15 protein-coding genes are annotated in these 14,651 nt (G+C 60.3%); 12 read left to right on the top strand and 3 right to left on the bottom strand.

The window, feature by feature from the left end; genetic code table 11:
• Positions 1-130 precede the first annotated feature (130 nt).
• The 11 genes from FFM53_RS05485 (at position 131) to FFM53_RS05435 (ending at position 10,042) form a co-directional block, all read left to right on the top strand.
• Entirely contained in the window at positions 131-2,365 is a 2,235-nt protein-coding gene (locus tag FFM53_RS05485) for a RelA/SpoT family protein (RefSeq protein ID WP_029871473.1), read from the top strand.
• Positions 2,366-2,559: 194 nt separating this feature from the next.
• Positions 2,560-2,709 carry a DUF3563 family protein gene (locus FFM53_RS05480; protein WP_012756785.1) on the top strand — a complete coding sequence of 50 codons (150 nt, stop codon included), beginning with the start codon at positions 2,560-2,562 and terminating at the stop codon, positions 2,707-2,709.
• A 160-nt stretch (positions 2,710-2,869) separates the two neighbouring features.
• Positions 2,870-3,460, top strand: coding sequence for a DUF2062 domain-containing protein (locus FFM53_RS05475; protein ID WP_138328407.1), 591 nt, complete (start codon positions 2,870-2,872; stop codon positions 3,458-3,460).
• Between the two features lie 38 nt (positions 3,461-3,498).
• Entirely contained in the window at positions 3,499-3,903 is a 405-nt protein-coding gene (gene acpS, locus FFM53_RS05470) for a holo-ACP synthase (RefSeq protein ID WP_138328406.1), read from the top strand.
• Between the two features lie 158 nt (positions 3,904-4,061).
• Positions 4,062-4,805 carry a signal peptidase I gene (gene lepB, locus FFM53_RS05465; protein WP_138328405.1) on the top strand — a complete coding sequence of 248 codons (744 nt, stop codon included), beginning with the start codon at positions 4,062-4,064 and terminating at the stop codon, positions 4,803-4,805.
• The gene (gene rnc, locus FFM53_RS05460) at positions 4,802-5,521 is read left to right on the top strand and encodes a ribonuclease III (RefSeq protein WP_003546941.1); all 720 of its coding nucleotides are present in this window, start codon (positions 4,802-4,804) and stop codon (positions 5,519-5,521) included. The genes lepB and rnc overlap by 4 nt, the downstream gene beginning before the upstream one ends.
• 7 nt (positions 5,522-5,528) lie before the next feature.
• On the top strand, positions 5,529-6,470 hold the full coding sequence (gene era / locus FFM53_RS05455) for a GTPase Era (RefSeq protein ID WP_012756789.1): 942 nt from the start codon (positions 5,529-5,531) through the stop codon (positions 6,468-6,470).
• Positions 6,471-6,605: 135 nt separating this feature from the next.
• On the top strand, positions 6,606-7,358 hold the full coding sequence (locus FFM53_RS05450; protein WP_064653984.1) for a Crp/Fnr family transcriptional regulator: 753 nt from the start codon (positions 6,606-6,608) through the stop codon (positions 7,356-7,358).
• 208 nt (positions 7,359-7,566) lie between these two features.
• Positions 7,567-8,052, top strand: a complete 486-nt coding sequence (locus FFM53_RS05445; RefSeq protein WP_138387659.1) for a response regulator — start codon at positions 7,567-7,569, stop codon at positions 8,050-8,052.
• A gap of 121 nt (positions 8,053-8,173) precedes the next feature.
• Entirely contained in the window at positions 8,174-8,944 is a 771-nt protein-coding gene (gene recO, locus FFM53_RS05440) for a DNA repair protein RecO (protein WP_011651206.1), read from the top strand.
• Positions 8,945-9,046: 102 nt separating this feature from the next.
• On the top strand, positions 9,047-10,042 hold the full coding sequence (locus FFM53_RS05435; RefSeq protein ID WP_138387658.1) for an aldo/keto reductase: 996 nt from the start codon (positions 9,047-9,049) through the stop codon (positions 10,040-10,042).
• Positions 10,043-10,091: 49 nt separating this feature from the next.
• On the opposite strand, the gene FFM53_RS05430 is transcribed toward FFM53_RS05435, so the two are convergent.
• The 3 genes from FFM53_RS05430 to FFM53_RS05420 form a co-directional block, all read right to left on the bottom strand.
• Entirely contained in the window at positions 10,092-10,949 is an 858-nt protein-coding gene (locus tag FFM53_RS05430) for an MOSC domain-containing protein (protein ID WP_138387657.1), read from the bottom strand.
• Between the two features lie 9 nt (positions 10,950-10,958).
• Positions 10,959-11,618, bottom strand: coding sequence for an HD domain-containing protein (locus FFM53_RS05425; protein ID WP_011651209.1), 660 nt, complete (start codon positions 11,616-11,618; stop codon positions 10,959-10,961).
• Positions 11,619-11,755: 137 nt separating this feature from the next.
• Positions 11,756-13,660 carry a putative bifunctional diguanylate cyclase/phosphodiesterase gene (locus FFM53_RS05420; protein WP_138387656.1) on the bottom strand — a complete coding sequence of 635 codons (1,905 nt, stop codon included), beginning with the start codon at positions 13,658-13,660 and terminating at the stop codon, positions 11,756-11,758.
• 428 nt (positions 13,661-14,088) lie between these two features.
• Between FFM53_RS05420 and FFM53_RS05415 the strand changes: the two genes are divergently transcribed.
• On the top strand, positions 14,089-14,442 hold the full coding sequence (locus tag FFM53_RS05415; RefSeq protein WP_173883545.1) for a hypothetical protein: 354 nt from the start codon (positions 14,089-14,091) through the stop codon (positions 14,440-14,442).
• The last annotated feature ends 209 nt before the right edge of the window (positions 14,443-14,651 follow it).

Below are 14,651 nucleotides of genomic sequence, written 5' to 3'. Positions count from 1 at the left end.
TGCATGCGATGCAAAAGAGCGACGATTACCAATCGTCAATCTTGCACCTTTATTGCTTAGGCATATTATTGCCCATGTGTGCGCCAATCGTTGATTGGCGCGCTTTTATTTTTATCGGAGTGGCTTTGGAATGATGCGGCAGTACGAGCTCGTGGAGCGGGTTCAGCAATACAAGCCCGATGCCAATGAAGCACTGCTGAACAAAGCCTATGTTTATGCCATGCAGAAGCATGGCCAGCAAAAGCGCGCGAGCGGCGATCCCTATATTTCCCATCCGCTCGAGGTCGCCGCCATTCTCACCGACATGCACCTCGATGAATCGACCATCGCGGTTGCCCTTCTGCACGATACGATCGAGGATACGACGGCGACACGCGCCGAGATCGACGAACTCTTCGGCGAGGATATCGGCCGCCTGGTCGAGGGTCTGACTAAGATCAAGAAGCTCGATCTCGTCACCAAGAAGGCCAAGCAGGCGGAAAACCTGCGCAAGCTGCTGCTGGCCATTTCCGACGATGTGCGCGTGCTGCTCGTCAAGCTTGCCGATCGCCTGCACAATATGCGCACCCTCGATCACATGTCGGCCGACAAGCGTGCCCGCATTTCCGAGGAGACGATGGAAATCTATGCGCCGCTCGCCGGCCGCATGGGCATGCAGGACATGCGCGAGGAACTCGAGGAGCTCTCCTTCCGGCATATGAACCCGGAAGCCTACGAGACCGTCACCAAAAGGCTGGAAGAGCTTTCGAAGCGCAACGAGGGCATCGTCAAGAAGATCGAGGCCGAGCTACGCGACCTTTTGGTCGCAAGCGGCCTGACGAGCGCCTACGTCAAGGGCCGGCAGAAGAAGCCTTATTCGGTCTTCCGTAAGATGCAGTCGAAGTCGCTTTCCTTCGAGCAGCTTTCCGATGTCTATGGCTTCCGCCTGATTGTCGAGGACATCCCCTCCTGTTACCGCGCGCTCGGCATCGTCCACACGCGCTGGCGCGTCGTGCCCGGCCGCTTCAAGGACTATATCTCGACGCCGAAGCAGAACGATTACCGTTCGCTGCACACCACCATCGTCGGCCCCTCCAGCCAGCGCATCGAACTGCAGATCCGCACCAAGCGCATGCACGAAATCGCCGAATTCGGCATCGCCGCCCACACGCTCTATAAGGACGGCGCCACCAATGCCGATGGCGACATCCTTTCTCGCGAATCCAATGCCTATTCCTGGCTGCGTCATACGATCGAGGCCTTGGCCGAGGGTGACAGCCCGGAAGAATTCCTCGAGCATACCAAGCTCGAACTCTTCCAGGACCAGGTCTTCTGCTTCACGCCGAAGGGCAAGCTGATTGCCCTGCCACGTGGCGCCACCCCGATCGATTTCGCCTATGCGGTGCACACCAATATCGGCGACACCACGGTGGGCGCCAAGATCAACGGCCGCATCATGCCGCTGGTGACGCGGCTTGCGAATGGCGACGAGGTCGAGATCATCCGCTCCGGCGTACAGGTTCCACCGGCCGCCTGGGAGGAGATCGTCGTGACCGGCAAGGCGCGAGCCGCCATCCGTCGCGCCACCCGCATGGCGATCCGCAAGCAATATGCCGGCCTCGGCCACCGCATTCTCGAGCGCACCTTCAATAGGGCCGGCAAGATCTTCTCGCGCGAGGCGATGAAGCCGGCGCTGCACCGTCTCGGCCAGAAGGATGTCGAGGATGCGATCGCCGCCGTCGGCCGCGGCGAAATGTCCTCGCTCGACGTGCTGCGCGCCGTCTATCCTGATCATCAGGACGAGCGCGTCACCGTGAAGCCCTCCGGCGATGACGGCTGGTTCAACGTCCGCAGCGCCGCCGGCATGATCTTCAAGATCCCCGGCAAGACCAAGGCAGGGCATGACGGCGGTCATTCGGAAATCGACGCCGATGCCGACATCGGGCCCATCCGCGGCCTGTCCGGCAATGTCGACGTCAAGTTCGCGCCGACCGGCGCCGTGCCCGGCGATCGCATCGTCGGCATCATGGACCAGGGCAACGGCATCACCATCTATCCGATCCAGTCGCCGAGCCTGCAGCGTTTCGACGATCAGCCCGACCGTTGGATCGACGTGCGCTGGGATCTCGACGAAGCCAACAAGTCGCGATTCATGGCGCGTATCATGGTGAATGGGCTGAATGAACCCGGCACGCTCGCCAAGGTCGCCCAGACGGTCGCAGGCCTCGACGTCAATATCCGCTTGCTGAACACGGTGCGGGTGGCGGCGGATTTCACCGAAATGATGCTCGAGGTTGAGGTCTGGGACCTGCGCCAGCTCAACCAGTTGCTCGCCCAGATGAAGGAACTGGATTGCATCGCCACGGTCCGGCGGCTCTACGAGTAAGCTTTTGTTAAGTCCCTCAGGGGTTTGAGCGAAAAATTGCACATTTTATGATCGTTTTAGGATCGGAATGGCGCATCAAAAAGGCGAGTAATGCAGTGAGCGCATGGCTGTCTCCATGTTGCGGTGGTGGTAATTAACCTCTGCCGGGCCTATCTTCTGGTCATCGAAACGTAAACAGAAGATGAGACAAGATAATGTTTGACCCTATCAAGAAATTCGCTCGTGCCTTTCGCGCTCCGACCACGCAGGAACGTGAAATGGCATATTTGGATGGCTCGTTCGATCGTATCGACCTCGAGTTTCGTCAGCGCCAGGTCGACCGCGGTCTGTTCCGCAATCGCTAATACCAAACTTATACTTGAGACAAGTGAGGGACGTTATGCATAACGGACGCCCCGCGGCATGAAGAAGCTCCTCTTCACAGAGAGAAATGAGGGGTGGATTTTCGAGCGGTATCATTTGCCGCTCTTGTCATGGTGGTGTGCGCTGCACTAAATACCGGCCATGTTGTTTCGCCGTCGCAAACCTGCGGGATTCAAGGAGAAGATGCGGGAGCTTTTGTGGCCTCGCAAGGGTTTCCTTCGCCCGATCCGTTACCTGACAATGCGCGTCCTGCGCCTGAGCGCTTCGCCGCATGCGGTTGCCGCCGGCGTCGCTGCAGGTGTCTTCGTCTCGTGGACGCCTTTCATCGGCGTGCATTTCGTCATGGCTTTCGTCATCACCTATTTCCTCTCCGGTAGCATGGTGGCCGCCGCCCTCGGCTGCGCCGCCTTCGGCAATCCGCTGACCTATCCCTTTATCTGGGGGATCACCTGGGAGATCGGACATTTGCTGTTGAGCCGCAAGGATCAATTGGCCGGTCAGACGGTGGATCTCGCCGCCCTTTTCCACAAGCTGAATTTCACTGAATTATGGAAGCCGGTGCTGGAGCCGATGCTGGTCGGCGCCATCCCGCCGGCGATCGTCACTTCCGTTGCGCTCTATGCGTTGACGTTCTACACCGTCAGGGGTTTTCAGACGCGCCGGCATATACGGTTGATGGAGCGGGCGCGCCTGCGCCTTGCCGTTCCAGCCGGCAACATGCCGAGCATATGAACCCGATCAAGAATTCTTAAGCGACGGAAGGTTCCGGCATGATCATCGGCATTGGCAGCGATCTGATCGACATTCGCCGTGTCGAGAAATCCATCGAGCGCTTCGGCGAGCGTTTCACCCATCGCTGCTTCACCGAGATCGAGCGCGCGCGTTCCGATAAGCGGGCAAACCGTGCCGCATCCTATGCCAAGCGTTTCGCCGCCAAGGAGGCCTGTTCCAAGGCGCTCGGCACCGGCATAGCGCAGGGCGTCTTTTGGAAGGACATGGGCGTCGTCAACCTGCCGAGCGGCAAGCCGACCATGGTTTTATCGGGCGGCGCCGCCCTGATCCTCGAATCGCTGCTGCCCGCGGGCCACAGGCCCGCCATTCATTTGACAATAACCGATGATTATCCCTTGGCGCAGGCCTTCGTCATTATCGAGGCGTTGCCCGAGAGCCTCTGATCGCGACCTCGGGCGCTGTTGATCGTGACCTCGGGAGCTGTTGATCGCGACCTCTCGTCGCTTTTGATGTTGTCGCCATTGCCGCAACCGGCCGAAGCCGCTAGAGAGAACGACAGAAAGAATTGCGCCGCCGCGGCGTCTTGAAGGAATAAGACTGCGTGTCCGAAAAAGTCGAAGCCAAGCCGAACGCCCTCTGGGAAAATATCAAAGTCATCATCCAGGCGCTGATTCTGGCGATGGTGATCCGAACGGTGCTGTTCCAGCCCTTTACCATTCCGTCCGGTTCGATGATGCCGACACTGCTGGTCGGCGACTACATCTTCGTTAACAAGTTCGCTTACGGCTATTCGAAATATTCGCTGCCCTTCTCGCCAGATATCTTCAGCGGCCGCCTGTTCGGCGCCGATCCGAAGCGTGGCGACATCGTCGTTTTCCGTTTCCCGCCGAACCCCGAGATCGACTATATCAAGCGCTGCATCGGGCTGCCGGGCGACCGTATCCAGGTTACCGACGGCGTGCTCTACGTCAACGGCAAGCCGGTTCCAAAGGTGGCGGACGGTGCGTTCACTTCGGATTACAAGCTCGACCCGGGCGAGGACGTGCCGGTATTCCGCGAAACGCTCGACGACGGCAAGTCCTACGACACGCTCGATCAGTCTCCGGTGTCGCGTGGTGATAACACTCGCGAATTCATCGTGCCGGAAGGCCATTATTTCATGATGGGCGACAACCGCGACAACTCGCTCGACAGCCGCTTCGACGTCGGCTTCGTGCCTGCCGAAAATCTTGTCGGCCGCGCCAGCGTCATCTTCTTCTCGCTCGGCAACGACACCTCCTTCCGCGAAATCTGGAAGTGGCCGACGAATATGCGTTGGGACCGCCTCTTCAAGGTTGTTGAATGAGTAAGGCGCAGACGCTTTCTGCGGCGGACCGCGCAAAGCTTGAAGCCCTGATCGGTCATGACTTCGCTGAAAAGGAACGCCTGGATCGCGCGCTGACCCATGCCAGCGCCCGCACCGAAAAGGGCGGCAATTACGAACGGCTGGAATTCCTCGGCGACAGGGTCCTCGGGCTCTGCATCGCCGAGCTTCTGTTCCGCACCTTCGGCACGGCGGGAGAAGGCGAGCTCTCGGTTCGCCTCAACCAGCTCGTCAGCGCCGAAACCTGTGCTGCGGTCGCCGATGAACTCAATCTTCATCTCTATATCCGCACCGGCGCCGATGTGAAGAAACTGACCGGCAAGCGGATGATGAACGTGCGCGCCGACGTCGTCGAAAGCCTGATCGCCGCGATCTATCTCGACGGCGGCCTCGAAGTCGCCCGCCGGTTCATTCTGCGTTACTGGCAGGGCAGGGCGGTGCGGGCCGATGGCGCCAAGCGCGACGCCAAGACCGAGCTGCAGGAGTGGTCGCACGCGAAATTCGGCGTCACGCCGATCTACCGGGTTGATGAACGCAGCGGACCGGATCATGATCCGCGCTTCAAGGTGACGGTGGAAGTTGCTGGCATTAAGCCCGAAACCGGCGTAGAGCGGTCGAAGCGTGCCGCCGAACAGGTGGCGGCAACGAAGATGCTCGAGCGCGAAGGCATTTGGCAGCAATCGCCTGCCGGAAACTGACGGGACAATGACACAAGAAGAAGAGATCGCGGCCGAAGCTGCCGCAGAAACCAATGGTCCGACGCATTCGGGCTTCGTCGCGCTGATCGGGCCGACCAATGCCGGCAAGTCGACGCTGGTGAACCGCCTCGTCGGCGCCAAGGTCTCGATCGTCAGCCATAAGGTGCAGACGACGCGGGCTATCGTTCGCGGCATCGCGATCCATGACAATGCCCAGATCGTCTTCATGGATACGCCTGGTATCTTCAAGCCGCGCCGCCGGCTTGACCGCGCCATGGTGACCTCGGCCTGGGGCGGTGCGAGGGATGCCGATCTGATCGTGCTGCTGATCGACAGCGAGCGCGGCCTGCGCGGCGATGCCGAAGCCATCCTCGAAGGCCTCAAGGAAGTCCGGCAGCCGAAGATCCTGCTGCTCAACAAGATCGACCGCGTCAACCGCGAGGATCTGCTGGCACTGGCCGCTGCCGCCAACGAGAAGATCGCTTTCGAGCGCACCTTCATGATCTCCGCCGAAAACGGCTCCGGCTGCGACGACCTCATGGACTATCTGGCGAAAACGCTCCCTGAGGGGCCGTGGTACTATCCGGAAGACCAGATCTCCGATCTGCCCATGCGCCAGCTCGCCGCCGAGATTACCCGCGAGAAGCTGTTTCTGCGCCTGCACCAGGAGCTTCCCTATGCCTCGCATGTCGAAACGGAGACGTGGGAAGAGCGCAAGGACGGCTCGGTGCGGATCGAGCAGGTGATCTATCTCGAGCGCGACAGCCAGAAGAAGATCGCCCTCGGCAAGGGTGGCGAAACCATCAAGGCGATCTCGACTGCGTCGCGCAAGGAATTGTCGCAGATCCTCGAACAGCCGGTCCACCTCTTCCTGTTCGTCAAGGTTCGCGAGAATTGGGGGGATGATCCCGAGCGGTTCCGCGAAATGGGTCTCGATTTCCCGAAATAAGCATGGCAAGGATTTCGTCGGGTTGGCGCCAGCCCTTTGTTTCCGCTTTAAAAATCCGCCTCGCTCATGGAACAAATCCATGCCTTGCGCATTTGTTAACGAACGGCGCGCCGATTTTGCGACGGTAGGGCAACTATGGCGACGTCGAGACCCATCAATTCTTTCAAGACCCCTTGCGAGCAATGTCCTTTGCGGCCCTTGCCGCATTTCAGGGAATTCAGCCGCGACGAGCTGGAATTCGTCTCGAGCTTCAAGAGGGGTGAGCTTGCCGTCGATGCCGGCTCCACGATCCTCGTCGAGGGCGCACATAGCGCTCATCTCTTCACGGTGCTCGCCGGCTGGGGCTTCCGCTACAAGATGCTGGAGGACGGACGCCGCCAGATTCTGAATTATATCATGCCGGGCGACCTGGTCGGCCTGCAGGGAACGATAGCCGGTGAGATGCAGCATTCAGTCGAAGCGCTTTCGCCCGTGTCCCTTTGTGTCTTCGAGCGTGACAGGCTGATGACGCTCTACAACAAACACGCCTCGCTCGCCTTCGACATCACCTGGATCGCCGCGCGCGAGGAGCGCATCCTGGATGAGCATCTCTTGAGTATCGGCCGCCGCACGGCGCTGGAAAGAGCAGCCTACCTGATCGCTTTCCTGTTCGAGCGCGGCCGGAAGCTCAATATCTTCAACGGCCGCAAATTCATCCCCATCACCCAGCAGCACATTGCCGACACGCTCGGTCTTTCCATCGTTCATACCAACAAGACCTTGAAAAAGCTCAGCGAACGTGGGTTGATCCGCTGGCAGGAGCGCGGCTGCGAGGTGCTGAACGGCGAGGAATTGATGGCGATATCAGGCTGGGAAGGGCTCGGAGAGGGCAAACGCCCGTTCATCTAAAGCGCGTTGCGATCTTTCAGATTCGCCCTTCGCGCTTTAGGTCTTTGTTTTGCGCATGCCGCTGTCGCAAAACCGCTGCACACTTTTGCGCGACCTGCCTGGCCAAGCAGCTTGGTTATGTCTTTTTTAAATGCAGATTAGCAGCAAGGAAAATAAGATCGGCCGTCGTCTTTCCTCCGATTTTGATTCTTATCGACCGGGCAGAAAAATGGTTTATTCAGAAAAGGTGGCGGAATTCACCGATAGCGTGCCATGCGGGGCACCGGAGGGCAATGATGTTGGCGAAACGGCCGGGGCGCTGCGACAGGCGCCCGACGAGGGGCATCGAATCATGAGCGCAATCCGTGTTCTGGTTCTTGAAGACAGTCTGATCATCGCGATGGAGGCGGAGGATATTCTGCGCCTGGCCGGCGTCGAGAGCATCGATATCGTCGGCAGCGTCGAACAGGCAAGGGCTGCCATTGCTGCGGAGACATATGATTTCGCCCTTCTCGACGTCAATCTCGGCGAGGGCATGAGCTTCGGATTTGCCCGCCATCTTCTCGATATCGGCATCCCCTTCGGCTTCGTCAGCGGCTATTCCGATACCGGCGATTTCCCGCCCGATCTGCAGAACATACCGCTGCTGGTGAAGCCTTTCGACGAAACGGCGATGCGGGAGTTCCTGCAGAGGCTTTTCCCGGCTGTCGCCTGACGCGGTTCATGACGGAAGCCAGGCCTTGCATTACAGCGCGTCTTTTCAGACGCGCAAAGGACGCTGTAACGCGTTGAATTATGCAGTAGGATGGATTCGTCAGCCGTAAGGACTTCTTTCGATGCAGTGGCAGGACCATGCGATCATCCTGGGCGTCAAGCGCCACGGTGAGACGAGCGTCATCGCTGAGGTAATGACGCGTGATCGCGGCCGCCATCTCGGCCTGGTGCGCTCCGGCCGCTCGCGCGCCATGCAGCCGGTGCTGCAGGCGGGCAATGCCGTGGAGGTCATCTGGCGTGCCCGGCTTGACGAGCATCTGGGCGAATTCCGCGTCGAGCCGGTGACGCTGCGCGCTGCCCGGCTGATGGAAACGGCGACCGCCGTCTACGGTGTCCAGGCGATGGGCGCGCTGCTGCGGCTGCTGCCGGAGCGTGACCCGCATCCGCACCTCTTCGATGCGCTGGAGGTCATCCTCGATCACCTGCACAACCCGGCCGATGCCGGCGAACTCTTCGTGCGTTTTGAGCTTGCGGTGCTGAATGACCTCGGCTTCGGCCTCGATCTTGCCGAATGCGCCGCGACCGGCGCCCGTTCCGATCTCGTCTATGTCTCGCCGAAATCCGGCCGCGCCGTCAGCCGCGCCGCTGGCGCCCCCTGGGCGGACAAGATGCTGCTCCTGCCGCCGTTCCTCAGCATCGAAGGCAATCATGCGGCCGACTTCGATAGTCTCTCAGCCGCATTCCGTCTGACAGGGTTCTTTCTGCATCGGCATGTCTACGAGCCGCGCGGCATCGAAGCCGTGGCAGCCCGCGACGGCTTCGTTCAGGCGGCACTCAAGGCGCTTAATCCAACCCTACGGACGCTTTCCGGTCCGAATGGTGTTTCCGCCTGACCTCCGTTTTTTACGGGTGCAAAACATCCTCCGGATTTGGCGGTTTACCCACTCGTGAGCGCCTCCTATGTCTTCACAGGACTGCCACTCAAGGAGGATCTCATGCTGACCAAGCCCGCATCATCGACAACGATCACGCTCTGGAACGGCCGCGAAATTCCGCGCCTCGGCATGGGATGCTGGGCGATCGGCGGTCCCTTCTTTGCCGGCGACACGCCGCTCGGCTGGGGTGATGTCGACGACGATGAATCCGTGGAAGCGATCAACCGCGCCATCGAACTCGGCATCCGCTTCTTCGACACGGCCTCGAACTACGGCGCCGGCCACTCGGAAGAAGTGCTCGGCCGGGCGATCGGCAATCGCGACGATATCGTCATCGCCACCAAGTTCGGCTTCGCCACCGATCCGGAAACCAAGCAGGCAACCGGCGCCTTCGCCGATGAGGCCTTCATCCGCCGTTCGGTCGAGACCTCGCTGCGTCGCCTCAAGCGTGATCGCCTCGATCTCCTGCAGTTCCACCTCAATGATTTTCCGCTTGAACAGTCGGATGCTGTCTTCGATACGCTGGAGGCGCTGCGCGCCGAAGGCAAGATCGATGCGTTCGGCTGGAGCACCGATTTTCCCGATCGTGCCGCCCGTCATACCAGCCGCCAGGGCTACGTCTCGATCCAGCATACGATGAATGTTTTCGAACCGGTGCCGAAGATGATCTCGGTGATCGAGGGGAAGGGCCTGATGTCAATCAATCGCGGTCCGCTGGCGATGGGGCTGCTGACCGGCAAGTTCACTGCCGACAAGGCGGTGGGCGCCAAGGATGTCCGTGGGGCGGCCCTTGACTGGATGGTCTATTTCAAGGACGGACGCATAGCCCCGGAATTCGCCGCAAGGCTCGATGCCGTCCGCGATCTCCTGACATCAGGCGGCCGCACGCTGACGCAGGGCGCGCTTGCCTGGCTCTGGGCACGCTCGCCGCGGACTCTTCCCATTCCGGGGTTCCGCACCGTTGCCCAGGTGGAGGAAAATGCCGGCGCGCTGGAGAAGGGACCACTGCCGGCTGATGTCATGGCAGGCATCGATACCGCACTCGATCGCTTCTGAGGGTTCCAATACATGTCGCCCAAAAGTGTGCAGCGGGACGCGACGCGCTTTAGGCTGCGGCGCGACGCTTGAGCGCCCAGCCTTCCGGCCTCTCTTCAACGATGCGGACGGTGTCACCGATCGTAATCCTGCCGCTGCCGCGCGGCGTGACGTTCCAGCCGAAGAGCGGGCCGGGCACACGCCGGTCGGCCGACATGCGGATGCGGCCCATGGCGGGCATCGGGTTTGGTCCCTCGCGGGATCCGGTCAGCTGGTCCTGCGTCGTCATGATGCAGCGGGAGCAGGGTTTGACGAGATCGAAGCGGATACCGGCGATCTCGATCGCCGCCCAGCGGTCCTCCGCCCAGGCCTCGTCGGTATCGATGACGATGTTCGGACGGAAGCGTTCCATGCCGACGCTGCCCTCGCCATGGGCGGCGAGATCGGCATTCAACGCTTTCAGCGAGCCGGTCGTCGTCACCAGGATCTGGTAGCCGTCGGTAAAGGTGACGGGCGTGGCTTCGCCGGCCCATTCGGCATTCGCCGTCCGCCGTGCCTGCCCGTCGAAGAAGACCAGGCGCACCTCGCGGCCGAGCCATTCGGAAAGCTGCCGGTTGCTCTCCGGATCGGCGACGGCGGCGCTGACGGCAGATTTCCACACGATCACATCTATGCGGGCTTCAGGCTGAGGCGGTGGTACCGATATGTCCGTTTTCCCCTGCATCAGCAGCCGAAAGGCACTCGCTTCCGGTCGTACCTCGATGCGTGCGAGGTCGGGCAACTCGCGCTGGGTGATGAAGTGCCCTTGCGCATCGGTGATCATCGCCCGCCGGTCGCCGGGAAGCCCATAGGCGTCGATGTCGGCGGCCGGCAGCGCAATGCCGCGCGCGCTCTTGAGAGGGTAGATGAAGAGGTCGCTGACAAGCATGCCGTTCTCCTAGATTTCGTCCATGAATTCCGAGAGAAAATCGCGCAGGCTCTTGTCACGCGCGGCCGCCAGCCTGCGGCCGGTCTCGGTCTGGAATCCTTCCGCCAGTTTGAACAGCTTCGTCTGGAAATGGTCAATGGCATAACGCTTGTCATCGAGCGGGCGGTCTGCCGCCGCCGGGTCGAACGGATCGTAGAGCCCGGATCCCAGTCGCCCGGCGATATAGAAGCAGCGTGCGACGCCGATCATGCCGATCGCGTCCAGCCGGTCGGCATCCTGCAGGATCTTCGCCTCCAGCGTCTGCGGCGCCACCCCGGCCGAGAAACTATGCGCAGTGATTGCGTGGGCCGCGGCCTCGATATCCGCGCCGCTCCAGCCAAGTTCCGCCAGGATCGCCGATGCCTTCTCCGCCGCCAAAGCCGATGCTTTTGCCCGCAGCGGCGAATTCTTCTCGACGGCGACGCAGTCGTGCAGCAGCACGGAAGCGGCAAGAACCCGCCCGTCGCCGCCTTCTCCCGCATGGATGCGCATGGCATTCCTGAAAACGCGCAGGATATGGGCAAGGTCGTGCGAGCCGTCGTCGCCGTCGGCGGCATGCGCAATCAGCGCCGCCGCAAGCGTTTCGTGTGGGGAGAAGGCTTCAGCCGCGAACATAGCGCCACCTGTCATGAGGAAGATCGTTTTCCACCGATAGGGCATCGGCGCGGAATTGAATGCGGGCGGTAAAAGGATGCGACAACGAAGATCTCAGGAATCGCAGCCGATTTTGTAGCGGCTTGCCGTGCGAGTCGCAATCGAGAGGGATCTCAGTGCTTGGCTTCAGGAAGACGCGTCACGCCGCCGTTTTTCGGCGGCAGGGAGAGAAGATGGGGCACGTCACGCGCCGGTCGTGGCGGACTGATGTGATAACCCTGGATCTCGTCGCATTCCTCACATTCGAGCAGCGCCAGCTGCGCGGCCGTCTCGACGCCCTCGACGGTGACGCGCATGCCGAGCGCATCGCCGAGCAGGATGATCGCATGCATGATCGCATGCGCTTCCTTGTTGTCGACGATGTCGTTGACGAAGGATTTGTCGATCTTGATCTTGTCGAAAGGGAAGCTCGAGAGGTAGCTCAGTGAGGAATAGCCGGTTCCGAAATCGTCCATCGAGATGCGGATGCCGCGCTCCTTCAGCGCATGCAGGATCGGCAGAACTTCGCTCAGATTTTCCATCAGCACGCTCTCGGTGATTTCGAGTTCAAGCCGCGACGGCGACAGCGCGGCGGCGGCAAGCGCCTCGCTGACATCGCGCGTCAGGTCGCTGCTCCTGAACTGGATTGCCGAAACGTTGACGGCGATCTTGATGCCCTCCGGCCATAACGCTGCATCGTTGCAGGCCCGGCGCAAAACCCAACGGCCGATATCGACGACGAGGCCGACCTCTTCGGCAAGCGGAATGAAATCCATCGGTGGAACGCGGCCTCGAACCGGGTGGTTCCAGCGGATCAAAGCTTCGAAGCCGCAGATGCGCCGCTGCGAGAGGTCGTAAAGCGGCTGGTAATGCAGCTCGAATTCCTCGTGCTCAACGGCTGCTTTGAGGTCCGCCTCCAGCGCGTGGCGCAGCTGCATCTGCGCTTCCATCTCACTGGCGAAGAAGCGCTCGCGTTTGCGCCCGTCCGCCTTGGCATGCGACAGCGCCACGCCAGCATTTTTCAACAGGATATCGGTTTCCTCGCCATCCTCAGGGGCGATTGCGATGCCCATGGAGACGCTGAGCTCCACCTGTTTCTCGCCATGGAAGAATGGTTCGGAAAGCTCACGGCGGATCTGCTCGGCAAGCGCCGTCACGTTCCACGGCTGTTGCCTGCCCGTCTGCAGGATGGCGAATTCGTCCGAGCCGAGGCGCGCCAGGGTGTTTTCCGAACCGGCCGAGGCTCGGACCCGCTCCGCGACCTGCTGCAGGATCTTGTCGCCGACTGACACGCCCATCGTATTGTTGATCGATTTGAACCGGTCGAGATTGAGGTGAACGAGGGCGATCTGCTCATCCGGCTTGCGTTCCGTAAGCGTCGCATCGACCTGCTCGCGAAAATGGATGCGGTTCGGAAGGCCGGTCAATGGGTCGTGGTGGGCGAGATAGGTGATGCGCTCGGCCGCCCTTCGATCCTCGGTGATATCGGCATGAATGGAAATGTTGCTGCCGTCGGAAAGGATAGTCACCATGCTCTGGATGATGCGGCCATCATCCATCAACCATTCGCGCCGACGGAGACTACTGCTCCTTGCGGTTGCGGAGGAACGTCGCCCGGTCCGCCGGCCTGGCTTGGCGCTGGCGCTCTCCGTGCCGCGCATTTTGGCCGTGAGATCGGCGATTGTCGCGCCGGCAATGACATCTTCGTCCGTCAGGTCGAAGAGCTGACGGAAGCGGATATTGGAAAGCGTCAGCCGCTGGTCGGAGTCGAAGACGCTGAGACCGAGCGGCAGGTTGTTGAGGATGATTTCGAAGAGTTTTTTCTGTCCGTCGAACGCTTGGCTGAGGGCGGAAATATTGCCTCTCAGCGCGTGGTTTTCCCTTAGCAGCGTTTCCGCGCTTCTCTCCATTTCGTCATAGTCGCTTTCATGGACGCGATAGGTCGCGATCACAAGATCCATCAGGCGCTGCGCATCGATCGATCCATCGGCGGTGACGGCCTCGGTGCATTGCCGCCAGAAGAGCGCTTCAGCTTTCATGTGCCTGCGTCTCGCGGGACGACAGCGGAGGAAAGCGTCCTCGTTTGATGAACGTGCCTCATTTCGCCGGACATGAAAGACCTTTCTAAAATGAATACAGAGATTGATTTTTTATAAGCTGGACGCCTGCTGCTGATGCGTGAGGCCCATTTTGTATGGGCCGGATTAATATTCGGTTGCAGTGCAGCAGCGACGTCGCTGCGTTAGACGTTTGTTTTATATGTGAAAAATACCTGAAATACGCAGGAAAGCGGTCCCCCTGACGCTGGCGGAGGCCTGCGCTCAAGCGTTCCGTTAACTTTTGTCAATCATCGTTAATGAGAAGTTAACAACTTATTGACGCACTGCGCAAATCAGTTTAACCACCGAGTCAGCACTGATTTTCCACGTTCGTATTGCGTACAAACACCACCGGCAAAAGGCGGTGAATGGAGGTTTGTATGACCAGCACCACATCCGTTTCAGACACATCATATGCATATCTGGCGACGCTTTCGCGTCTCGATGCCAATGGCGATGGCGTCCTCAGCCGCGGCGAACGTGCCGCCGATGAGAAGCCCGGCATCATCAAGGAACTCCTGGAAGACGACACGACCAGCGACACGCAGCCGAAAATTTCCGGCAGCCTGATTGCGCTGATGATGGACACGCGCAACAGTGGCACGGCAAGCAGTATCGCGGTTTCCTATCCGTTGCAGCAGACCGCGCCGGCGACCGGCAATCAGTCCGACGATCTCTATCGTAACACTTACGGCCAGTTCGACTTCAACGCTGTCGCCTGACGACCGGCGTCTCAATTCGGGTGATCTGCAAGCCGGCTGTTTGGCCGGCTTTTCTCGTCCGATATTCCTGCGCATAACCCGGAAAATCGGAATGATTTTCGGAAAGGATTATGCGCCAATTTAAAGTCGTAGAGCGTCCCTACCGCGTCCTGTCGGACACGCCTCGCCCTGGATCAGGAACACCTTCCGGTTTGACACGTTCAGAAGGA

It is taken from the genome of Rhizobium indicum (assembly GCF_005862305.2).
Lineage (GTDB): Bacteria > Pseudomonadota > Alphaproteobacteria > Rhizobiales > Rhizobiaceae > Rhizobium > Rhizobium indicum.
This window is presented reverse-complemented; position numbering and strand designations above follow the sequence as displayed.

Coding starts and splice junctions, on each gene's coding strand:
- FFM53_RS05485 (WP_029871473.1), top strand. CDS start 131: ATGATGCGGCAGTACGAGCTCGTGGAGCGGGTTCAGCAATACAAGCCC.
- FFM53_RS05480 (WP_012756785.1), top strand. CDS start 2,560: ATGTTTGACCCTATCAAGAAATTCGCTCGTGCCTTTCGCGCTCCGACC.
- FFM53_RS05475 (WP_138328407.1), top strand. CDS start 2,870: ATGTTGTTTCGCCGTCGCAAACCTGCGGGATTCAAGGAGAAGATGCGG.
- acpS (WP_138328406.1), top strand. CDS start 3,499: ATGATCATCGGCATTGGCAGCGATCTGATCGACATTCGCCGTGTCGAG.
- rnc (WP_003546941.1), top strand. CDS start 4,802: ATGAGTAAGGCGCAGACGCTTTCTGCGGCGGACCGCGCAAAGCTTGAA.
- era (WP_012756789.1), top strand. CDS start 5,529: ATGACACAAGAAGAAGAGATCGCGGCCGAAGCTGCCGCAGAAACCAAT.
- FFM53_RS05450 (WP_064653984.1), top strand. CDS start 6,606: ATGGCGACGTCGAGACCCATCAATTCTTTCAAGACCCCTTGCGAGCAA.
- FFM53_RS05445 (WP_138387659.1), top strand. CDS start 7,567: ATGGTTTATTCAGAAAAGGTGGCGGAATTCACCGATAGCGTGCCATGC.
- recO (WP_011651206.1), top strand. CDS start 8,174: ATGCAGTGGCAGGACCATGCGATCATCCTGGGCGTCAAGCGCCACGGT.
- FFM53_RS05435 (WP_138387658.1), top strand. CDS start 9,047: ATGCTGACCAAGCCCGCATCATCGACAACGATCACGCTCTGGAACGGC.
- FFM53_RS05430 (WP_138387657.1), bottom strand. CDS start 10,949: ATGCTTGTCAGCGACCTCTTCATCTACCCTCTCAAGAGCGCGCGCGGC.
- FFM53_RS05425 (WP_011651209.1), bottom strand. CDS start 11,618: ATGACAGGTGGCGCTATGTTCGCGGCTGAAGCCTTCTCCCCACACGAA.
- FFM53_RS05420 (WP_138387656.1), bottom strand. CDS start 13,660: ATGAAAGCTGAAGCGCTCTTCTGGCGGCAATGCACCGAGGCCGTCACC.
- FFM53_RS05415 (WP_173883545.1), top strand. CDS start 14,089: ATGGAGGTTTGTATGACCAGCACCACATCCGTTTCAGACACATCATAT.